Source organism: Neobacillus pocheonensis (assembly GCF_050477905.1).
GTDB lineage: Bacteria > Bacillota > Bacilli > Bacillales > Cytobacillaceae > Neobacillus > Neobacillus pocheonensis_A.
Genome location: NZ_JBCNAD010000044.1, coordinates 43888 through 65903, shown reverse-complemented (window position 1 = coordinate 65903; position 22016 = coordinate 43888). Strand labels below are relative to the sequence as shown.

18 protein-coding genes and 1 pseudogene are annotated in these 22016 nt (G+C 38.4%); all 19 read left to right on the top strand.

Annotated elements, in window-relative coordinates; all coding sequences use genetic code 11:
* Positions 1 to 20: 20 nt before the first annotated feature.
* On the top strand, positions 21 to 728 hold the full coding sequence (locus ABES02_RS23040) for an amino acid ABC transporter permease (protein ID WP_430140005.1): 708 nt from the start codon (positions 21 to 23) through the stop codon (positions 726 to 728).
* Positions 729 to 743: 15 nt separating this feature from the next.
* Positions 744 to 1454, top strand: a complete 711-nt coding sequence (locus ABES02_RS23035; RefSeq protein WP_430140003.1) for an amino acid ABC transporter permease — start codon at positions 744 to 746, stop codon at positions 1452 to 1454.
* Entirely contained in the window at positions 1451 to 2221 is a 771-nt protein-coding gene (locus ABES02_RS23030; protein ID WP_430140001.1) for an amino acid ABC transporter ATP-binding protein, read from the top strand. Before ABES02_RS23035 ends, ABES02_RS23030 begins: the two co-directional genes overlap by 4 nt.
* Before the next feature lie 30 nt (positions 2222 to 2251).
* Positions 2252 to 2764 (top strand): GNAT family N-acetyltransferase, encoded by a 513-nt coding sequence (locus ABES02_RS23025; protein ID WP_430139999.1) that lies wholly within the window; start codon positions 2252 to 2254, stop codon positions 2762 to 2764.
* A gap of 15 nt (positions 2765 to 2779) precedes the next feature.
* Positions 2780 to 3928, top strand: a complete 1149-nt coding sequence (locus ABES02_RS23020) for an amidohydrolase (RefSeq protein ID WP_430139997.1) — start codon at positions 2780 to 2782, stop codon at positions 3926 to 3928.
* A gap of 15 nt (positions 3929 to 3943) precedes the next feature.
* Positions 3944 to 4159, top strand: coding sequence for a Fur-regulated basic protein FbpA (locus tag ABES02_RS23015; RefSeq protein WP_430139995.1), 216 nt, complete (start codon positions 3944 to 3946; stop codon positions 4157 to 4159).
* Positions 4160 to 4199: 40 nt separating this feature from the next.
* Positions 4200 to 4754: an NADPH-dependent FMN reductase gene (gene ssuE / locus ABES02_RS23010; RefSeq protein ID WP_430139993.1), complete on the top strand. Its 555-nt coding sequence runs from the start codon at positions 4200 to 4202 to the stop codon at positions 4752 to 4754.
* Positions 4755 to 4950: 196 nt separating this feature from the next.
* Positions 4951 to 6558 (top strand): ATP-binding protein, encoded by a 1608-nt coding sequence (locus tag ABES02_RS23005; protein ID WP_430140039.1) that lies wholly within the window; start codon positions 4951 to 4953, stop codon positions 6556 to 6558.
* On the top strand, positions 6551 to 7234 hold the full coding sequence (locus tag ABES02_RS23000; protein WP_430139991.1) for a response regulator: 684 nt from the start codon (positions 6551 to 6553) through the stop codon (positions 7232 to 7234). Before ABES02_RS23005 ends, ABES02_RS23000 begins: the two co-directional genes overlap by 8 nt.
* Before the next feature lie 300 nt (positions 7235 to 7534).
* The gene (locus ABES02_RS22995) at positions 7535 to 8827 is read left to right on the top strand and encodes a CitMHS family transporter (protein ID WP_430139989.1); all 1293 of its coding nucleotides are present in this window, start codon (positions 7535 to 7537) and stop codon (positions 8825 to 8827) included.
* An 84-nt stretch (positions 8828 to 8911) separates the two neighbouring features.
* Positions 8912 to 9835, top strand: coding sequence for an AEC family transporter (locus ABES02_RS22990; RefSeq protein ID WP_430139987.1), 924 nt, complete (start codon positions 8912 to 8914; stop codon positions 9833 to 9835).
* A gap of 129 nt (positions 9836 to 9964) precedes the next feature.
* Entirely contained in the window at positions 9965 to 11920 is a 1956-nt protein-coding gene (gene glgB / locus ABES02_RS22985) for a 1,4-alpha-glucan branching enzyme (protein ID WP_430140037.1), read from the top strand.
* Positions 11895 to 12998: a glucose-1-phosphate adenylyltransferase gene (locus ABES02_RS22980; protein WP_430140035.1), complete on the top strand. Its 1104-nt coding sequence runs from the start codon at positions 11895 to 11897 to the stop codon at positions 12996 to 12998. Before glgB ends, ABES02_RS22980 begins: the two co-directional genes overlap by 26 nt.
* Positions 12999 to 13029: 31 nt before the next feature.
* Positions 13030 to 14046 carry a sugar phosphate nucleotidyltransferase gene (locus ABES02_RS22975; protein WP_430139985.1) on the top strand — a complete coding sequence of 339 codons (1017 nt, stop codon included), beginning with the start codon at positions 13030 to 13032 and terminating at the stop codon, positions 14044 to 14046.
* 7 nt (positions 14047 to 14053) lie between these two features.
* Positions 14054 to 15499: a glycogen synthase GlgA gene (gene glgA, locus ABES02_RS22970; RefSeq protein WP_430139983.1), complete on the top strand. Its 1446-nt coding sequence runs from the start codon at positions 14054 to 14056 to the stop codon at positions 15497 to 15499.
* A 7-nt stretch (positions 15500 to 15506) separates the two neighbouring features.
* Positions 15507 to 17915 (top strand): glycogen/starch/alpha-glucan phosphorylase, encoded by a 2409-nt coding sequence (locus ABES02_RS22965; protein ID WP_430139981.1) that lies wholly within the window; start codon positions 15507 to 15509, stop codon positions 17913 to 17915.
* A 208-nt stretch (positions 17916 to 18123) separates the two neighbouring features.
* Positions 18124 to 18918 carry a hypothetical protein gene (locus ABES02_RS22960; protein WP_430139979.1) on the top strand — a complete coding sequence of 265 codons (795 nt, stop codon included), beginning with the start codon at positions 18124 to 18126 and terminating at the stop codon, positions 18916 to 18918.
* Positions 18919 to 18985: 67 nt separating this feature from the next.
* On the top strand, positions 18986 to 19234 hold the full coding sequence (locus ABES02_RS22955) for a hypothetical protein (RefSeq protein WP_430139977.1): 249 nt from the start codon (positions 18986 to 18988) through the stop codon (positions 19232 to 19234).
* Positions 19235 to 19590: 356 nt separating this feature from the next.
* Positions 19591 to 21972 (top strand): annotated as a pseudogene (locus ABES02_RS22950) (cytochrome P450); the annotation flags it as partial.
* Positions 21973 to 22016: the final 44 nt, after the last annotated feature.

Below are 22016 nucleotides of genomic sequence, written 5' to 3'. Positions count from 1 at the left end.
TGTTTGGAGGTTGTCTACTAATGGGGAAAGCATTTGATCCTATATTAATTATCGAGTTTCTACCGACACTTGTATCTTATCTGGGGGTAACTCTTCAGATTTTAGCAGCATCAATTTTACTAGGACTAATCCTCGGTGTAGCAGCCGCTATACCGAGGTTGTTTAAAATTCCAATATTAAACCAACTAGTCCTTTTATACGTCTCTTTTATCCGCGGGACACCGATCTTAATTCAATTATTCCTTGTTTTTTATGGATTGCCTGCAGTACTTATGATTTTCAATATTGATATTTCTAAATTAGAGGCCATTTATTTTGTCATTGTAACTTATGCCATTAGTAATGGAGCCAGTTTTTCAGAAATTTTTCGAGGCGCGATTCGAGCCGTAGATAAAGGACAGACGGAAGCTGCTTATTCAGTTGGAATGACCAGCACGCAGAACTTTTTTCGAATTGTGTTGCCGCAGGCCTACCGAATCGCATTTCCCAATGTCGCTAACTCAGTAATTGGATCTTTAAAGGATACTTCCCTTGCTTTTACCATTGGGGTGATGAATATGGTTGGAAGAGGAGATACACTTATTTCTGCAACCGCGCATGCCTTGGAAGTGTATATATCCTTGTCGATTATCTATTATGTAGTTGTTTTATTGTTCGAAAAGATATTTAGCAAACTAGAAAAATATTTCAATCGTTATCAGAAATCAGATTTATCAGTCGCCGCGTAGTAAGGAGGGGTAATCATGACAATCGATCTTCCTTTTATATGGATTGCGTTAAAAGAAATTATTAAATCTCTTCCAGTAACCCTAATCCTAACCATAGTTCCTTTAATAGTTGGTTTTTTAATCGGAATTGCAGTTGCACTCGTCAGGATTTATAAAACGAAGTTTCTATACCAGGCAGCTAATGGGTATGTTTCCTTCTTCCGCGGAACGCCGATTATCATGCATATTATGGTCATTTATTATGGAATGCCCTTATTAGTAGACCAGATATCATCAAAGTTTAATTTAAATATACAATCCAGCAAGATCCCGATTATTATGTTTGTTTTAACTGCCTTGTCATTAGCGGCAGGCGCCTATTTATCCGAAATTATCCGCTCAGGGATCATAAGTGTTTCAACGGGTCAATTGGAAGCCGCATACTCGGTGGGGATGACTAAACTTCAGGCGATGTTTCGAATTGTTCTGCCGCAGGCGCTGGCACAGTCTGTTCCTAATTTCACAAATATTTTTGTTGGTTTTTTGCATACATCATCCATCGCCTTTCTCGTTTCAGAAAAAGAATTGACAGGCGCTGCCAATATCGTCGCTTCCACTAACTTGAAATTTTTAGAGGCATTTATTGCTGCAGGAATCGTCTATTGGGGACTGACGATTATTGTGGAGGGAATTTCATTTTTACTTGAAAAAAGGGTGACATCGTATAGTCGAGGAGGCGTGTCATGATTATTTTGAAGGAATTAAAAAAATCATTTAACAAATTGCCCGTGTTAAAAGGTATTAATCTTAAAATAAACCGGGGTGAGGTGGTGACCATCCTTGGACCCAGCGGTTCAGGAAAAACAACCTTACTTCGCTGCTTAAATTTTTTAGAAAGACCAGAAGCTGGAATTGTTCAGATTGGCAATATTCAAGTCAATGCAGAAAAGGCGTCGAAAACAGACATGCTGTCGATAAGAAAACAATCTGCGATGGTCTTCCAGCATTATAATTTGTTTGCTCATAAGACAGTGTTAGAGAACGTAATGGAAGGTTTAATTGTCGCAAAAAAAGTAAAGAGAAGGGATGCCAGAAGGATTAGTGAACAGGTGCTTGAAAAAGTGGGTCTTAATGATAAATTACACTTCTATCCGTCACAATTATCAGGGGGGCAGCAGCAGAGAGTTGGTATTGCAAGAGCTTTGGCATTAAATCCCGAAGTTATTCTCTTTGATGAGCCAACATCAGCATTAGATCCTGAATTAGTGGGAGAGGTGCTTTCCGTTATAAAAGAAATAGCCCAGGAAGGTATTACGATGGTGGTTGTGACACATGAAATGAGTTTTGCAAAAGAAGTGTCTGATCGTGTTTTGTTTATGGACGGAGGAGTAATCGTCGAGGAAGGGACCCCATTGGAAATTTTTCATGCTCCAAAGGAAGAGCGAACCCGGCGATTTTTACAACGGATTTCCAGTGACTCATTTTTTCCTCATTTAAAAGAACAGGTGAATTAAAGATTAATAAATTAGGAGAAGGTGTCCAGAATGGCCATTAACCAAATTATCATAGAGGAATTAGTGGAAGAAGAGAAGGAAACGGTTCGCAATTTATTAGTGGAGAGTTATCAGCAGTATGAGGATGCTTATACAAATCCTCAAGTGTGGGAGGCATATTTAACCAACATTAAGGCATCAGTTGACAATCCAGATGTGGAGAAGATTTTGATTGCGAAAAGTGATGATAAAATTCTTGGTACGCTGCAGTTGTTTTTGTCATCAGAAAAGGCCTATCAAAGACCAGAATTACAAATTTTTTCACCGATTGTTCGCCTTCTAGCGGTCCATCCGGAGGCGCGGGGAAGCGGCATCGCCCAAGAATTATTGAAAGCAAGTCTAGATTTTGCAGAGTCGCAGGGAGCCAATAAATTGTATTTACACACCGGTGATAAAATGCAAAAGGCCATACGATTGTATGAATGGCTTGGGTTTAAGCGTGATCGAACGAAAGAATTTATGAACAATGATATTTTAGTAAAATGCTATCGATTCGATTTATAGGAAAGGAATTTAGCTATGAATCTGGAGAAATTTGAAGAGTACTTGATATCAATTCGTCGTCATTTGCATCAGTATCCGGAATTATCGCAACAGGAATTTGAAACAACGAGATCGATTGAAAAATGGCTTCTGGAACTAGATATCCCGATTCGGAAAACAGATTTAAAAACAGGGGTGTTTGCTGACATAAAGGGAGGGAAACCTGGTCCAATTGTAGCGGTGCGTGCAGACATCGATGCCCTTCCCATTGAGGAAAAAACTGGACTCTCATATGCTTCAAGAAAAAAAGGGATCATGCATGCTTGCGGACATGATTTCCATACAGCCGCACTTATTGGAGCGGCTTATCTATTAAAAAGACACCAGTCAGAACTAAATGGAACCGTGCGCTTACTCTTCCAACCAGCTGAAGAATTAGGAGGAGGCGCAAAACAGGTGATCGATGATGGACAGTTGGCTGGAGTCAGGGCGATTATTGGGCTACACAATAAACCAGACTTGCCTGTCGGCACCATTGGTTTAAAAGAAGGTCCATTAATGTCGGCAGTAGATCGGTTTCAAATTGTACTGTATGGAAAAGGAAGTCATGCCGGCATACCGCATAATGGAAAAGATCCGATCATCACAGCCGTTCACCTGATTACAGCGCTTCAGACTGTGGTCAGTCGGAATGTGTCCCCACTTCAAAGTGCTGTACTGAGTGTGACGAAGATAATAGGCGGCAGCACCTGGAACGTCATTCCAGAAGAAGTCAAACTGGAGGGAACAATTCGAACATTTGATAATATTATTCGTGAAGAGGTAAAGGCAAAGTTCTACACCATTGTCGAAGCGATTGCCGCTGCTTTTTCACACGAAGTGGAGATTGACTGGTTTGCGGGACCGCCTCCACTTATCAATCATAAAAGAGTCACTGCGGCTGCCGAGAGATCTGCCAAAGAACAGTCTTTGAATGTCATTCATCCAGAACTCTCTATGGCAGGTGAAGATTTCTCCTATTATCTTCAAGAAATCCCAGGAACATTTGCATTTTTTGGTACAAACGGAACCGAGGAATGGCACCATCCTGCATTCACTCTAGATGAAACTGCGATTATAAAAGCGGCGAACTATCTCTTTGAAACATCAAGAGAATTGCTAAATCAACATCTTAAAAATCTATAAATAGGAGTGATTTAGTTGGGAGATATCCTTCGAAAAGCTGTGGAAAATAAGCGCAAAAAATTAATCGACAAACTGATTGCTTTTAATGTGTATAAGAAAGACGACCAGCATCTTTTTGAATTATCCCTAACACAATTGGAAGATGAATATAAAAGATTTCAAGCGATTAGTCATCCCCATAGCGAATTGAGATCGATTCAATTGAATAATAAAAAACGGAACAGAAGATAATTTGAAATTGTTAAATTATCTAAGAAAGGGAGTTAAATCGATGAGTAAAGTAACGATTATTTCAGGAAGTCCATCAGAAGAAACTCGATTAAATGGTGTATTACAGGATGTTTTAAGCTATTTCCATGGGTTACAGACAACCCCAGAAATCATCAATATACGACATTTGCCAGCAGAAGATTTAATTCGAGCGAAGTTTGATAGTGAAGATATTAAAAAAGCGAATCAGAAAGTGGAGGATTCCAATATTATCGTAATTCTCACTCCTGTATATAAGGCATCATTTACAGGGGTTTTAAAAACGTATTTAGATCTCCTGCCGCAAAACAGCCTCGAGGGCAAAATCGTTTTACCCATTGCAGTTGGCGGCACTTTTGGTCACTTATTAATGATTGATTATGCCCTCAAGCCTGTACTCTCTGCTTTGGGAGCAACCCATATTTTAAAAGGAGTATTTATTTTAGACAATCAAATTAATAAATTAGGCAATAATCGTTATGAATTAAATTCAGAGGCAAAGAACCGTTTAGAATCTACATTAGAAACGATTAAAAATACCTTATCAGCTCAGAAAAGTTTTTCTAGTTCCATCTGAGAAAAGACAATGGGTCAAATAGGGAACAAAAAACTACAAAAAAGGAATGATAAATTAAATTACACGCACTGGTGGTACTTTCATCAGTGTTATTTTACTTATTTGCACTTCAAAATGAGATATATCCTAAAAACGTAAATTCAGGATATAATGGTTTTTGTACAAAATCTTTGCAGCTTCAAAAGGAGGGGGCTTCCTGAAAACGAAAAGAATATCACTTCAAACAAAAATATTTGGGCTGGCTCTCTCACTTGGTTTATTGTTGATCCTCATTCTGACGGCATTTTTTAGCTATATGGAAAGTAAACAAATTGAGGAAAACAAGGGCAGAATGGCATTAGAAATTTCGAAAACGGTATCATTTATCCCACCTATTATCGAAGCATTTCAAACAAGTGATCCGTCCAAAACGATTCAACCGATAGCAGAAAAAATCCGTAAAGAGACCGGGGCTGAATTTGTGGTCATCGGAAACAAAGGGGGAATTAGATATTCGCACCCTTTACTATCATTGATTGGGAAGAAAATGAGAGGTGGAGATAACGAAAGGGCCCTTAACAAAGGGGAGTATTATGTCTCGAAGGCAAAGGGATCACTTGGACCATCGATAAGAGGGAAGTCTCCTATTTTTAACGAAAAGGGTGAGATTATCGGGATTGTTTCCGTTGGTTTCCTGCTTGAAGATGTCCAACAACAAATTATGAAAAATGTCACAAAGGTTCTGCTTGTTTCCCTTTTCGCCCTTGTCATTTCACTGATCGGAAGTATCCTGCTCGGACGTAATATCCGTAAAGATACAATGGGGCTTGAACCCTATGAAATTGCAACACTTTATAAAGAAAAAAACGCCGTCCTTCATGGAGTGAAGGAAGGTATTTTGGCCATTGATAAAGAGGGATTCATCACGATGATGAATCAGCCGGCGAAACTACTATTACATATAAAAGGCTCAGTCCGCCATTTAAAGGTGGATGGGTTGTTTCCTTCAGACTATCTATATGAAGTATTAAGAACAGGAAATCCGCAAGAGGATAAAGAAATGGTTTGGAAGGATAAAACTGTCATCGTCAATTGCACTCCGCTCTTTGATGAGACGGGAATTAGCGGTGTTGTAGCTTCTTTTCGCGACAAAACAGAAATTGAGCAAATGGTAAATACTTTATCAGAAGTAAAAAGTTATTCGGAGGACCTAAGAGCGCAAACCCATGAATTTACTAATAAATTATACGTGTTAATGGGATTGCTTCAACTCGGCGAATATGAACAGGCAATCGAAATGATTCAAACGGAAACACAAAGTTTGCAGATTCAGAATTCTATTGTTTTTAACCATATTAAAGATACAAAAGTACAAGCCATTTTATTGGGTAAATTAGGAAAAGCTTCAGAAAAGAAAATAAACTTTGAAATTGTGGCTGACAGCTATTTAGAAGAATTGCCCTCGCATATGAAGCTTTCTAATCTGATCATCATCCTTGGGAACTTAATCGATAATGCCTTTGAAGCAGTCTATGGAATAGATTCTCCTACCGTAAAATTTTTCACCACAGATATCGGAAGTGATATCATATTTGAAATTGCTGATAATGGGAAGGGAATAAATGAATGGGATCTTCCACTTCTATTTAACCAGGGCTTTACCTCCAAGAATGGAGTGGAGCCAAGGGGGTTTGGGCTCTCAAATGCAGAAGAGGCGGCGGCTGAAATAAATGGAATGATAGAAGTTCAAAGTAATCCTGAAAATGGTACGGTCTTTACAGTCTACCTTCCAAAGGAAAACGAGAGGAGTCAAAAAGGTGAATAAGATAAAAGCAGTGATTGCAGAAGATGATTTTCGGATTGCGGATATCCATGAAAAATTTTTAAATAAATTTAATGAAATTGAGGTAGCTGGAAAAGCATTGAATGGCAGCCAGACACTTCAAATGCTGACGGAAATAAACACCGATTTATTGATATTGGATGTCTATATGCCAGACATGCTCGGATCTGATTTACTACCCATCATTCGTGAACGTTTCCCAAGGGTCAGTATTATTATGATCACAGCCGCGACGGATAAAGATTTCATTGAAAAAGCATTGGGTTATGGTGTCGAGAACTATTTGATTAAACCAGTAAACCGAGAACGATTTGACGAAGTCATTCTTGAATTTATTAAAAAGCACACACTTTTACATTCAAAACAGGAAATAAACCAGAATTATATCGACCTTCTTTTTGGAAATAAGGAAATTGAAAAGGCACTCAAGGACAGTACGTTACCAAAAGGAATCGATGAAATTACACTTGGAAAGGTGAAAAATGTTCTCCAGGTTAAAAACCAAGGCCTATCTGCTGAAGAAGTAGGAAATGAAATTGGGGCATCCAGGATTACGGCACGTCGCTATTTGGAATACTTGTCTTCTATTAAGGAGGCTAAAGCGGAAGTGGTATATGGAATTGTCGGAAGGCCGGAAAGAAAATATTATCCTATTTAGTGGAAGGTGCTGGAATGGCATCTTTTTTAATTAGATAAGAAATTTCGACTTCGAGAATTGTCCAGCTCCAGCGCCTAGCCCCTCGAGGTCATAAGCCACTCCCAAAATGAAGGCAAAAAGCGCCTTCCTTTTGGGAGCGTCTTATGCTTGTCGGGGCTGAACAAGGCGCTTCCGCTTTTCTTTCCGTGAACAAAATGTACAAAATAGATTTTAATTTACAATAATAACTTTATTTTGCAAACGTTTTCACACCTGAAAATTTTGATTATTATTAATTTACTAACAAAAGGGGTGGAGACAATGCTGGCAACTTTAGGATTTTTAATGATTATTGTATTTATGGTATTAATCATGACAAAACGTTTATCAGCCATGATTGCTTTAATGGTGGTGCCGATTGTATTTGCATTAATCGGTGGGTTTGGTAGTGAAATGGGACCGATGGCACTTGAAGGGATTAAAAGTGTAGCTCCGACAGGAATCATGATTCTGTTTGCAATTCTCTTTTTCGGAATCATGATTGATGCAGGAGTATTTGACCCTATCATTTCTACAATCTTAAAATTGGTAAAAGGGGATCCCGTAAAAATTGCCATTGGAACAGCAGTACTTGCATTACTAATCTCACTTGATGGCGATGGGACAACTACCTATATGATTACTATTTCTGCCATGCTTCCATTATATAAACGAATTGGCATGAAACCATTGGTACTTGCTGGAATCGCGGTCTCATCCTCAGGAGTCATGAACCTGCTTCCTTGGGGTGGGCCTACAGCCAGGGCAATGACAGCCTTGCATCTTGAAATGGGGGATATTTTTACTCCTGTCATCCCAAGTATGGTGGGCGGAGTGTTGTTCGTCCTGTTTATGGCTTACTGCCTCGGACGAAAAGAACGGAAACGAATCGGTGTACTCGAAATTGATTATAGCACTATATCCGAAATAGCAGCTACTTCAGAAGCAGTCTACTTAAAGCGTCCAAAGTTAATACTAGTTAACTATCTGCTTACCATTCTACTTTTAGTTGCTCTTATTCAAGAGGTGCTGCCAACGACCGTTTTGTTTATGATTGGTTTTGCTATTGCTATAACGATCAACTATCCAAATATAAAGGAACAAAAAGAACGGATTATGCACTATGCTGATAATGCCTTGTCTGTAGTTTCAATGGTTTTTGCTGCCGGTATTTTTACAGGTATTCTAGCAGGAACGAAAATGGTAGATGCGATGGCTGGTACGATGATTTCTCATATTCCAGCTGCCCTTGGCTCCCATTTTGCTCTTATTACTGCGATAATCAGCGCGCCTTTTACATTTTTTATGTCAAATGATGCCTTTTACTACGGCGTCCTTCCATTGCTTGCAAAGGCAGCCAGCGGTTATGGAATTGACCCCGCGATGATTGGACGGGCATCACTAATGGGATTACCGGTACACCTTTTAAGCCCGTTAGTACCTTCTACTTATTTATTAGTTGGAATGGTTGGCGAAGATTTCGGAGATTTACAGCGTTCATTTTTAAAGTGGGCCTGCGGATCTACTGCAGTCATGATCTTAGTGGCGCTTCTGTTATCGATTATTCCAATCTAGCTAGTTTAAGATAGTCCAGGAGCTCTTTAAAAAGAGTTTTTGGGCTATCTTTCATTTTAAAAGAATTATCAGAAGGAGAATATCATGGAAGTATTTTTTCTTATTTTATTGAATGTCATTTTGCCAGTCTTTTTTTTAATTGGGGCAGGTGTTTTTCTACATCGGAAATTTAACTTTGATATGAACACATTATCCAAGTTAAACAATTATTTTCTAATGCCTTGTGTTAGCTTTGTAAATATTTATCAAAATAATGTGGGTGGAAAAACGCTTGTCCATATTCTAGGTTTCTTAATGATCCAGTGTTGCAGTTTAATGATCATTAGTGCGGTCATTTCAAAAGCCGTAAAATTTGATAACGGTTTGTCTTCAACTTTTAAAAATAGTGTGGTGCTGGTTAATTCCGGAAATTTCGGGCTGCCCGTCAGTCAGCTTGTTTTTCAGCATAATCCGCTGGGTGCGTCCATTCAGATTGTGGTTATGATATTTCAAAACCTGCTCACTTATACCTATGGATTGCTCAATTCTGTTTCCGTTGATCAAAGCGGAATCAAAGCAATAAAGAAATTTCTAAAAAATCCAGTGATCTATGCTTTTATTTTGGGATTGATTCTCCACACGCTGCAAATAAAAATACCGAAATTTCTCTGGACTCCCATCAGCAATACTTCAAATGCTTTTCTGGCGATTGCACTTGTTACTCTGGGTGCACAAAGCGCTTTTTTAAAAATCAGCAAAATCACTTTGCCACTGTTTCTAAGTTTATTTGCCCGTTTGATTCTTTCCCCGGCCATCGCTTTTATCATTATTTTTCTATTAAAATTGGATGGAACTACGGCACAAGCGTTATTTATCGCCAGCTCTTTTCCAACTTCAAGAAATAGCGCTCTTTTCGCATTAGAATATGGAAATCATCCAGAATATGCGGCACAAGTTGTTTTGTTATCTACTATATTAAGCATTGTTACAGTAACTACAGTTGTATTTTTGTCAACAATATTATTCTAAAGAAACAACTGACCACTGTATTATTATTTGCATCAATTATTTACATTTAGAAAAACTAAAAGAAGTTTATAATGACGAAGGAATTCAACTGTGATAAAGTATTGTAATATTATATGCAATCATAATATTATGAAAAAAGAGGTGAAAATAGTGAATGTAACACATCCTACAGATTTTGAAGTACACCTGTTTCATGATGGGAGTTTGTATGAGAGCTACAAAGTGTTTGGCGCTCATCCAGAAACGCAAAATGGGGTAAAGGGTACTCGTTTTTCTGTATGGGCACCCCATGCTGCCCAAGTTAATGTTGTCGGAATTTTTAATAAATGGGATGGTTGTAACCATGGAATGAATAGGCTAAATGAGGAAGGAATATGGTCATTATTTATTCCAAACCTGCTGGAAAATGAAATCTATAAGTATCAAATTACAACAGCTGTCGGAAATACCGTCCTAAAAGCAGATCCTTATGCCTTCTATTCTGAGGTAAGGCCAAACACTGCTTCGGTGATTTATGATATAGAAGGCTACGACTGGCAGGATCAAAAGTGGTTGAAAAATAAACAGAAAAAAATCTCCAATGAAGAACCGCTTGCCATATACGAGGTCCATTTAGGTTCCTGGAAGAAAAAGGACGAAGAAACATTTTATACATATAGGGAGTTAGCAGATGAACTAATTCCATACGTACTAGAACATCATTTTACTTACATTGAAATATTGCCGCTTGTGGAACATCCGTATGATCGTTCATGGGGCTATCAAGGAACAGGTTACTATTCTCCAACAAGCCGCTACGGGACACCGCACGATTTAATGTATTTTATCGACCAATGTCATCAAAGTGGGATCGGTGTTATCCTTGATTGGGTACCGGGACATTTCTGCAAGGATGCCCATGGTTTGTCGATGTTTGATGGACAGCCAACCTATGAATACTTTGATAAAGATGTTCAGGAAAATGTGGGTTGGGGAACAGCGAATTTTGATTTAGGAAAACCTGAAGTGAGATGCTTTTTAATTTCAAACGCTTTATACTGGATGGACTATTACCATGTAGACGGATTTCGGGTTGATGCCGTTGCTAATATGCTTTATTGGAATGCTGGGGGTACACTTCAAAAGAATGAACTCGCCGTTTCCTTTCTACAAAAGCTGAATGAGGTTGTACTAGAAAGAGATTCATCTATTCTTATATTTGCTGAGGATTCGACTGATTGGCCTAATGTAACAGGGGCTCCCGCAGAAGGCGGTATTGGCTTTAGCTATAAATGGAATATGGGTTGGATGAACGATATTTTAAAATATATGGAAACAGAACCAGATGACCGAAAATATGTGCATGATAAAGTCACCTTCTCCTTACTGTATGCTTATTCCGAAAAATTCATCTTACCGTTGTCACATGACGAAGTTGTCCATGGTAAAAAATCACTGTTAAATAAAATGCCGGGTGATTATTGGCGAAAGTTTTCCCAGCTTCGCTTATTATACGGGTATTTATTGACCCACCCCGGTAAAAAGCTATTGTTTATGGGCGGAGAGTTTGGTCAGTTTGATGAATGGAAGGATTTAGAGGATTTAGATTGGGAATTGCACGATTATGAGATGCATCGCTACATGCATGATTTCTTTAAAGAATTGATGCAATTGTACAAACGTTCGAAAGCGTTGTGGGAGCTTGATCATTCTTATGAAGGCTTTCAATGGATTGATGCTGATAATAGAGATCAGAGTATTTTCTCGTTTATTAGAAAAGGGAAAAAGGAAGAGAATACTCTAGTTATTGTTTGTAATTTCAGAGAGGCCGTTTATGAAAACTACAAAGTTGGGGTGCCTTCTTTCGCAAACTATAATGAAATTTTAAACAGCGATGCGGTTACCTTTGGCGGATCTGGCAAGGTAAATAAAAAGAAAATCAAAACGATTGAAAAGCCGTACCACAACCAACCGTGTCATTTGGAAATGACCATCCCGCCCTTTGGAATCTCAATCTTACGACCAGTGAAAACAAGAAAGGGGAATACAAGCAATGGTACAGAAAAAAAAGTGCGTAGCAATGTTACTGGCAGGAGGACAAGGTAGCCGACTGGGTGCACTAACGAGAAATATTGCAAAGCCCGCTGTTTCTTTTGGCGGTAAATATCGAATTATTGATTTTCCCTTAAGTAACTGTACAAATTCGGGAATCGAAACAGTAGGGGTATTAACTCAATACATGCCTCTAGTATTGCACTCTTATATCGGCATCGGTAATGCTTGGGATTTAGATAGGAGCAATGGCGGTGTAACTGTACTGCCTCCTTATTCAGAAACTTCTGGTGTCAAGTGGTATAAGGGTACGGCAAGCGCTATTTTCCAAAACATCAATTATTTAAAACAATACAATCCAGAATATGTGCTCATCCTTTCAGGTGACCATATTTATAAAATGGATTATTCTAAAATGCTTGATTATCATATTGAAAAAGAAGCAGATGTTTCCATCTCTGTTATTGAGGTACCTTGGGAAGAAGCCAGTCGTTTTGGCATCATGAATACCAATATGGATTTAGATATTATTGAATTTGAGGAAAAACCCAAAACACCAAAAAGCAATTTAGCTTCCATGGGAATTTACATCTTCAAATGGTCCGTTTTAAAAACATTTTTAGAAATGGATGACAAAAACCCTGAATCAACCAATGATTTTGGTAAGGATATAATACCGCTTTTACTGGAAGAAAATAAAAAAGTGGTCGCCTATCCGTTCAAAGGTTACTGGAAGGATGTAGGTACAGTAAAAAGTTTGTGGGAAGCCAATATGGACCTATTAAATGATGAAACAGATTTAGATCTTTACGATCGAAATTGGAGAATTTACTCTGTCAATCCAAATCAGCCGCCTCAATATATTGCTCCAGCCGCTCAAGTAGAAGAATCAATGATTAATGAGGGCTGTATTGTAAGAGGTAACGTTAAGCATTCTGTCCTATTCCAAGGCGTAACCGTCGAAGAAGGAAGCGAGATTTGTGATTCAGTTATCATGCCGAATGCTCGTATCGGTAAAAATGTGGTCATTGAGCGAGCCATCATTGCAGAAGGAATGAACGTTCAGGATAATACGGTGATTCGTCCTACAAAGAACAGGGATGAAGTCTTACTAGTTGCGAATGAGGATTAGGGGAAAATTCACAGAAAAGGAATGAAATATTATGCCGCGGTCAATGCTAGGAATTATTAATGCAACGGATGAGTTTGATACGTTTGAAAATCTAACAGCTCATCGTTCGTTAGCTGCTCTTCCGTTTGCAGGAAGATATCGTTTAATTGATTTTATGTTATCAAATATGGTGAATTCCGGGATTAATAGCGTTGCGATTTTCACTGGTCTGGAAATTCGTTCACTTATGGACCATTTAGGATCTGGGAAGCAATGGGATTTGGATCGGAAGCGTGATGGACTGTTTGTCTTTACGCCCGATGGCAGATTTGGTGACGATAAATTTGGTACATTTGCCCATTTTGCCAGAAATATTTCTTATTTCTTGCGCAGTAAGCAAGCATACGTTGTTATAACAATTTGTAAAACCATCGGCACTATTAATTTTAATAACATTTTAGATAATCATATTGAGACCGAGGCTGATATTACCGAGGTTTTTCATAATGATATTTCTCTTCAAACGTACATTTTGAAAAAAAGTTTATTGCTTTCTCTTTTTGAACAGTACAAGGATCAAGGATATTACAGTATTTTAGATGTCGTGCGTGAAAACTCTCAATCCTTTAAAATTAATAGGTATGAACATACAGGCTATATTGCCATCATCGACTCCCTTCAAAGCTATTACAAAAATAGCATGGATATCCTTGAGAATTCAGCATGGGAACAGGTTTTCACTGAGGATAATCCAGTATTCACTAAGGTGAAAGATGAGCCGCCAACACGATATAAAAAGGGTGCAAAGGTTGGGAACTCGATGATTGCAAATGGGTGCATCATTGAAGGAGAAGTAGAGAATAGTATTATTTTCCGAGCTGTCAAAATTGGAAAAGGATCCGTAATTCGTAATTCGATTATTATGCAGAAGAGTCAAATTGGAGAAAATTGTGTTCTCGATGGGGTCATTCTTGATAAGGATACCAAAATTGAAGACGGTGTCCAATTATCAGGAACTGCAGAGGCAATCAATGTAATAGAAAAAGGTACAGTACAAAAAGGGCGTTGATGAATTCATGAAAGTTTTATTTGCTTTATCGGAGTGTGTCCCGTTTGTAAAAACCGGAGGCCTTGCTGACGTTGCGGGCGCACTTCCTAAAGAGTTAAAAAAATTAGGGACAGAAGTCCGAGTAATTTTACCAAATTACAGTTTAATTCCTGCTAAATTTAGAGAAACATTTCAATTTCAAAAAGCGATTCAAGTACAGGTGGGTTATCGAAGTCAATACTGCGGAATTTATTCTGCCGAGCATGATGGAATTACCTATTATTTCATTGATAACGAATATTATTTTTATCGCGATTCTTTATACGGTCATTATGACGATGGCGAACGATTCTCTTTTTTCTCTAAGGCAGTATTAGAGTGCATTCCACATCTAGATTTTATTCCGGATGTGATTCATTGTCATGATTGGCACACAGGCATGGTGAATTTTTTATTAAACGCCCACTATCGTCCAAATCCACTGTACAAGGATATAAAAACAGTATTTACGATCCACAATTTGCAATTCCAGGGGATTTTCCCATATGTAGTAATGAGTGAGCTATTAGGTTTAGGTCATCAATATTTTAATAGTGAGCAGCTTGAATTTTATGGGAATGTTAATTTTATGAAGGGTGGAATTATTGCCTCTGATATTGTTACGGCAGTAAGTCCGACCTATAAAGAGGAAATACAACATCCCTTTTTTGGCGAGAAGCTCGATGGCCTATTACGAAGGTATAGCCATAAACTAATCGGAATTGTCAATGGAATTGACGATTCTGTCTACAATCCAAAAACTGACGATGTTATTTCGGCTACTTTTGATTCCGACTCGTTAGAGGGAAAAGCAGAAAATAAACAAGCATTACAGCACTTTTTCGGACTTCCAGAAAAAGAAAATACACCTATTATTGCGATGGTAACCCGTTTAACTAAGCAAAAAGGGTTAGACTTAGTTAGCCATGTATTTCACAATTTGATACAAGAGGATGTTCAATTCATCGTTCTTGGCTCTGGAGACCATGAATTTGAGCATTTCTTTAATCAAATGGCCATTAAATATCCAGATAAGGTAAAGATTTATATAGGATTTAATGAAGGCTTAGCTCATCAAATATATGCAGGGGCCGATTTATTTTTAATGCCTTCACAGTTTGAGCCATGTGGATTAGGGCAGCTTATCGCCCTACAGTATGGAACGATCCCCATTGTTAGAGAAACGGGCGGCTTGAACGATACGGTTCATTCCTTCAATGAATCTACAGGTGATGGTAATGGTTTTACTTTTAAGAATTTCAATGCCCATGATATGCTGCATACTGTTAGAAGAGCCATTCATTTTTATCATCAAAAGGATACGTGGGGCAGTTTAGTGCAAAAAGCGTTGAGTCAAGATTATAGTTGGTTGCAATCGGCCAAGAAATATAATGAAATTTATGAGGACCTGCTTGCGGACTCAACCTTGGAGTGAAGAAATCATGTTTTCGAATAAAGAAAGTTTTAAATCAGTGTTCATAGAAAAGCTTGAAACGATGTATGCAAAAAGCTTTAAAGAATCAACACTTAGAGATCAATACAACACATTAGGGAACATGGTGAGAGAGTATATCAGCTCTGAGTGGATTTCTACAAATGAAAGAAATCGCAAAGAAAATACCAAACAAATGTATTACTTATCGATTGAGTTTTTACTTGGCAGATTACTTGGAAGTAACTTATTGAACCTAGGGATTCGCCAAGTATGTGAAGAAGGGCTTGCTGATTTGGGGATTAATCTGCAGGATCTAGAGGAAAACGAAGCTGATGCGGGCTTAGGAAACGGCGGCTTAGGGCGGCTGGCGGCTTGCTTTTTAGATTCACTTGCTTCTCTTGATCTTCCTGGACATGGCTGCGGTATTCGTTATAAACACGGTTTGTTTGACCAAAAAATTGTAGATGGGTATCAAGTGGAGCTGCCTGAGCAGTGGCTTCGCCATGAAAATGTGTGGGAAGTTCGCAGGCACGACCAGGCAATCGAGGTTTTGTTTTGGGGAAATGTGGAATCAGTTGTCTATAATGACCGACTAGAATTCCATCATTTAAATGCTGAAACGATAACGGCTGTTCCATATGATGTTCCTGTTATTGGGAATAAGGCTAACACCGTGAACACCCTTCGTCTTTGGAGTGCGGAACCTTCCCCCTATCCGCCAAACAATAAAAATGTATTAGTCTATAAACGTGAGACAGAGGCTATTTCAGAGTTTTTATATCCAGATGATACGCATGATGAAGGGAAAATTCTGCGGTTGAAGCAGCAATATTTTCTGGTATCTGCGAGCTTGCAAAGAATCACCACAGATTTTCGAATGGAACATGGCAGCTTAAGAAACCTCCACGAAAAAGTGGCAATACATATTAATGATACACATCCCGTATTGGCGATTCCTGAATTAATGCGGATATTACTCGATGAAGAGAAATTATCCTGGGAAGAAGCTTGGAACATTACCAAAAATACCATTTCGTATACCAATCATACGACATTATCAGAAGCCTTAGAAAAGTGGCCGATTCACATCTTTAAGCCGCTATTACCGAGAATTTTTATGATTGTGGAAGAAATAAATGAGCAGTTTTGTCGTGACCTATGGAACAATTATCCATATGAGTGGAAACGCATCGAAGAGATGGCAATTATTGCGCATGGTGTGGTGAAAATGGCACACTTAGCGATAGTCGGAAGCCATAGTGTGAACGGTGTTGCTAAAATTCATACTGAAATCTTAAAGCAGCGTGAGATGAGATTGTTCTACGAGGTATATCCAGAGAAGTTTAATAATAAAACAAACGGTATCACGCATAGAAGATGGCTATTAAAGGCCAATCCTCAGCTATCTGAGCTCATTTGTGAAACGATTGGTACGGAGTGGATGGCCAATCCATCAAAGCTTGAATCTCTTTTGAAGTATAAATCTGATGCAGCCTTTCAGCAGAAATTTTACAATGTAAAGCAAGAACGGAAGAACATTTTAGCTAAGCGCATACAAGAGCAGACTGGTATCATGGTCGATACTGAATCCATTTTTGATGTTCAGGTTAAGCGGCTGCATGCGTACAAGCGTCAATTATTAAACGTTCTTCACATTATGTACTTGTACAACCGGTTAAAAGAAGATTCTCATTTTACCATTACGCCTCGAACCTTTATATTTGGCGCAAAGGCATCGCCTGGCTATTATTATGCAAAAAAAATTATTAAGCTGATCAATGACCTAGCGCGAATCGTGAACAATGACCCGCAAACAAAGGATGTTCTAAAGGTAATCTTCTTAGAAAATTACCGGGTGTCACTTGCAGAAGAGATTTTCCCAGCATCAGATGTTAGCGAACAAATTTCAACGGCAAGTAAGGAAGCTTCAGGGACAGGAAATATGAAGTTTATGATGAACGGTGCTCTTACTGTGGGTACACTTGATGGCGCAAATATTGAGATTAGTGAAGAAGTGGGTCTTTCTAATATCTTCATTTTCGGTTTAACAGCCGAGGAAGTGCTTCATTATTACCAACATGGAGGTTACCAATCAAGCGATTATTATCATCATGATTTACGAATTAAAAAGGTAGTGGATCAGCTTGTGAACGGTCATTTTCCAAATGCTTTTGATGAGTTTGATCCAATTTATCATTCTTTAACGACTCAAAATGACGAGTATTTTGTCCTTCGTGATTTTGCCTCCTATGTAGATATACAAGAGGAAGTGGGAAAAGCCTACCAAAATCGCCCGCATTGGTTAGAGATGAGTATCACAAATGTAGCCAAATCAGGTTTTTTCACAAGCGACCGTACCATTGCTGAATATGCAAAAGATATATGGAAGATTGAGTCCGCTGGAGTGTTTCGCTAAAAATATAAATGCAGCTGTAAAAGAAGCTTGCTCCTAATTTATTTATTTTTAATAAATTAGGGGCTATTTTTATTGGGAGAATCTAAAGTACCAAAATTAAGGTGATATGATAGTCATTTCTAACCATTCACATAATTTATCTACTCATATATTATGGTTTTAAAATAAGAATCTATCTCGAGTGCCGATAGGGAAAAGGATGAAAAATGTGAACACAGAACAAGCCTTTGAATTGTTAACGGACGCAGGAGTTTCTGAAGAAAAAAGTATTCTTACGGTTAGACGTTGGCTGCGTGAAAGAAAGATTAAATATGAAGGAACAGGCCAACGGAAAACAAATTACATACTTAATGATACAAATCAGGCTTTAACGATGTTGAAGGACGCTGGCGTAGATGAAAGGAAAGGAATCGAGGTTGTGCAACGATGGCTGCTTGAAGGTAAGGTCCAAAACGTTGGAAGTGGACCACGATCAACTGAATCCAACCCAAGGGCTAAAGCATCTAAATGGTCTTTGGATATTCCTCAAGACCAGGAAAGAATCATCCGTCAATTAAACATAAAAATAAAAGCTCAGGATGAACAGATAAATGGGATCGAACAACTTCATAAAACTTCAATAAATACTTTAATTAAGCAAAGAGATAAATTAAATAAAGAAATCGACAACTTAGTGAATGAGAATATTGATTTGCAAAGGGAAACAAAGAAATTACTACAAGAGAATCTAAATCTACGAAATGAATTAATAAAATTTAAAGAGGAACTTTCTAAAGGAACCAAAAGAGAATCTGAGCAGTACCAAGGTAATCCTGTACCTCCTATTTCGAATAATTATCGCCAAAAATTAGGACTTTCAAAAAACGCCACTCAAAAAGATGTTCTAGCTGGCTATAAAAAATTATTAAAGATTACGCACCCAGATCAGGGGGGAAACGCTGCTGCTTTTCATTACATTAAAACTGAATATGATTATTTTAGATCTAATACTAAAGAGTCTTAGATTAACAAGAACATTGGACCAGTTATATTTCATAAATTATTGTATCAACTAGTGAGGATGTATCAACATGAGAAACCTACGAGAAATCCAGACACAACCAATAATCGGTCAAGCATGGACCGGCAGACATGTTGTCTTGCTTCACTGTACTTACAATAACCAATTTATTAATCTTTATAAAAGCTTCCATGCACCGATTGAGCCTCCACGCCATAATTGTGCAGAAACATTATCGCAGTTACTAAGTATCGGCTATCATATTCATGCCATCACAGCTATCTCAGCAAATGAAATTCAATATTTTTTGGTACTTTAATTTAGAAAATCCTTGATTAAAACTCACTTATGAAACTCCTTGGAACAGTCCAAGGGGTTTGTTATTTTAAAAAAGAAAAATGTATAAAATATTAATAATATTTTCATTTATTTATTGACGTTGTCACAAAAAAGGTATTATACTAATTTAAATTGTAATATATTTTCATTAAGTCATTTTCGGAGACACTACATCTAAAATAAAGTCCAAAAATTTTTTATTCTAAAAATGAATGAGCATTCATTCAACTCGACACTATTAATTGATTGGTAGAGAAAGCACAGAAAGCAGAAGAAAAATCAGAATCAGGAATAGGGTTAAAACTGCCACCTGAAAAATAATCAGAGGAGAATTTTATGGAGAACTTCGTGTCAATCCCACAGCCCAAAACATACGGACCCCTTGGCAATTTGCCTTTAATTGACAAGGACGCCCCCACCCTTTCATTTGGTAAACTCGCAGAAGAGTTGGGTCCCATTTTCCGATTGGAATTCTATGGGGGATTCTCAACCATCTTTTTATCCGGCCATGAATTGGTAGCAGAGGCATGTAATGAATCTACATTCGACAAGAGTCTTACAGGTGGTTTGAGTAAGGTACGTGCCTTTTCTGGTGACGGACTTTTCACCAGCAAGACACAGGAGCCAAACTGGCAGAAAGCACATAACATCCTTGTTCCGTCGTTTAGTCAACAAGCCATGAAAGGGTATCACTCCATGATGGTGGAGATCGCCTTGCAGCTTGTCCAAAAATGGGCAAGACTAAATCCCAATGAGAGTATCGATGTTCCGGATGATATGACCAGGTTAACACTCGATACCATTGGTTTATGTGGTTTTAATTATCGATTTAACAGTTTTTACCGTGAAAACCATCATTCTTTTATCATCAATATGGTGAATTCTCTCGATGAAGCCATGCATCAAGGTACTCGACTGCCTATTCAAAATAAATTTATGTTGAAGAGAAAACGACAGTTTGAGCAGGATATTCAGGAGATGTTTTCGTTAGTAGACCAACTGATTGCCGAGAGGAAAGAACGCGGTGATCAAGGGGAAACCGATATGCTCGCCCGCATGCTAAGTGCTAAGGACCCGGAAACAGGGGAGACACTTAGTGATGAAAATATCCGTTTTCAAATTATCACTTTCTTGATAGCCGGACATGAAACAACAAGTGGTTTATTATCCTTTGTCCATTACTTGTTATTAAAGCACCCTGATGTTCTGAAAAAGGCTAACGAAGAAGTTGACCAAATCTTAACAGACCCCATTCCGACCTATAAACAAGTTACGCAACTTAAATATATTCGAATGATTTTAAATGAGGCGCTGCGCTTATATCCAACCGCCCCACAATTTACCCTTTATGCAAAGGAGGATACGGTTCTCGGCGGGAAATATCAGATTAAAAAGAGACAAAATGTTGCGATACTCCTGCCCCAGCTTCATCGAGATAAAGAGGCATGGGGTATGGATGCGGAGGAGTTTCGTCCAGAGCGCTTTGAAGATCCAAGTAAAATACCTCATGACGCTTATAAACCATTCGGGAATGGTCAGCGGGCATGTATTGGAATGCAGTTTGCCCTTCATGAAGCTACGTTATTGATGGGTATGATTTTACAAAACTTTGAATTAATTGATCATACAAACTACCAGTTGAAAATAAAACAAACAATGACACTAAAACCGGACAATTTTACGATGCGGGTCCAATTAAGAAATAAAAATATATTAGATCCATTTGCAGCAGGTTCTAAAGAAAAAGGTCCATCCGGTGTGAAAATGGAATCCCAGGTTCAGAATTCAAGGTTTATGGGAGGCAGCCAAATCCCACTATTAGTGCTTTTCGGTTCCAATATGGGGACCTCAGAGGGGATTGCACATGAACTTGCAGAAAGTGCCGGCCTGTATGGATTCAGAAGTGAGGTTGCCGCACTTGATGAAAGGATTAATCTTTTGCCAACAGAGGGTGCAGTAGTTATTGTCACATCCTCATATAACGGAAAACCACCAAAAAATGCACGGAAATTCGCACAATGGTTAGAAGGGCTAGAATCAGACAGTCTGAAAGGAGTTCATTACGCGGTTTTTGGCTGTGGGGATCGTAACTGGGCAAGCACCTATCAAGACGTACCTAGATTTATCGATGAACAGTTAGCTTTGAAGGGAGCTGTCAGGTTCCTAGGACGTGGTGAAGCGGATGTAAGTAAGGGATTTGAGGAGCAGCTTGAAGAATGGAAAAAGACCATGTGGTCAGATGCTAGAGAAGCTTTCGGAATCTCACAAAATGATTGGGATGAGTCGAAACAAGGAGCCCTTACGATGCAGTTTGTTAATCGAACAAATGACTCTTTTGGGGTTTTTCCAAGTAATAGCAGAGAAAATGTCAACCGAATTTTACAACGATTTAAGTTGAATGGTCATGATCAAGTGATTTTAACCTCAAGTGTACAAAGCCCGTCATCACATATTCCATTAAATCGTTCGGTAAGTCTCTATGAGCTTCTTAGTGAAAGTGTAGATTTGCAAGATGTGGCAACTCGCAGCCAAATACGTGAATTGGCGGATTTGACGGTTTGTCCTCCACATAAACGGGAATTAGAAGGTTTGTTAGAGGAAGGTATTTACGAAGAAAAGATATTGGTGAACCAAGTTTCGATACTTGATCTTCTTGAAAAATACGAAGCATGTGAAATGACATTTGAACGTTTTTTAGAACTATTACCACCACTAAAATCGATGGCAGTAATTGGATGAAATATACCTAATGCAAATTAAAC

Coding starts and splice junctions, on each gene's coding strand:
- ABES02_RS22955 (WP_430139977.1), top strand. CDS start 18,986: ATGAGAAACCTACGAGAAATCCAGACACAACCAATAATCGGTCAAGCA.
- ABES02_RS23040 (WP_430140005.1), top strand. CDS start 21: ATGGGGAAAGCATTTGATCCTATATTAATTATCGAGTTTCTACCGACA.
- ssuE (WP_430139993.1), top strand. CDS start 4,200: ATGAGTAAAGTAACGATTATTTCAGGAAGTCCATCAGAAGAAACTCGA.
- ABES02_RS22995 (WP_430139989.1), top strand. CDS start 7,535: ATGCTGGCAACTTTAGGATTTTTAATGATTATTGTATTTATGGTATTA.
- ABES02_RS22990 (WP_430139987.1), top strand. CDS start 8,912: ATGGAAGTATTTTTTCTTATTTTATTGAATGTCATTTTGCCAGTCTTT.
- ABES02_RS23030 (WP_430140001.1), top strand. CDS start 1,451: ATGATTATTTTGAAGGAATTAAAAAAATCATTTAACAAATTGCCCGTG.
- glgA (WP_430139983.1), top strand. CDS start 14,054: ATGAAAGTTTTATTTGCTTTATCGGAGTGTGTCCCGTTTGTAAAAACC.
- ABES02_RS23025 (WP_430139999.1), top strand. CDS start 2,252: ATGGCCATTAACCAAATTATCATAGAGGAATTAGTGGAAGAAGAGAAG.
- ABES02_RS23035 (WP_430140003.1), top strand. CDS start 744: ATGACAATCGATCTTCCTTTTATATGGATTGCGTTAAAAGAAATTATT.
- ABES02_RS22975 (WP_430139985.1), top strand. CDS start 13,030: ATGCCGCGGTCAATGCTAGGAATTATTAATGCAACGGATGAGTTTGAT.
- ABES02_RS22980 (WP_430140035.1), top strand. CDS start 11,895: ATGTTACTGGCAGGAGGACAAGGTAGCCGACTGGGTGCACTAACGAGA.
- ABES02_RS22965 (WP_430139981.1), top strand. CDS start 15,507: ATGTTTTCGAATAAAGAAAGTTTTAAATCAGTGTTCATAGAAAAGCTT.
- glgB (WP_430140037.1), top strand. CDS start 9,965: ATGAAAAAAGAGGTGAAAATAGTGAATGTAACACATCCTACAGATTTT.
- ABES02_RS23020 (WP_430139997.1), top strand. CDS start 2,780: ATGAATCTGGAGAAATTTGAAGAGTACTTGATATCAATTCGTCGTCAT.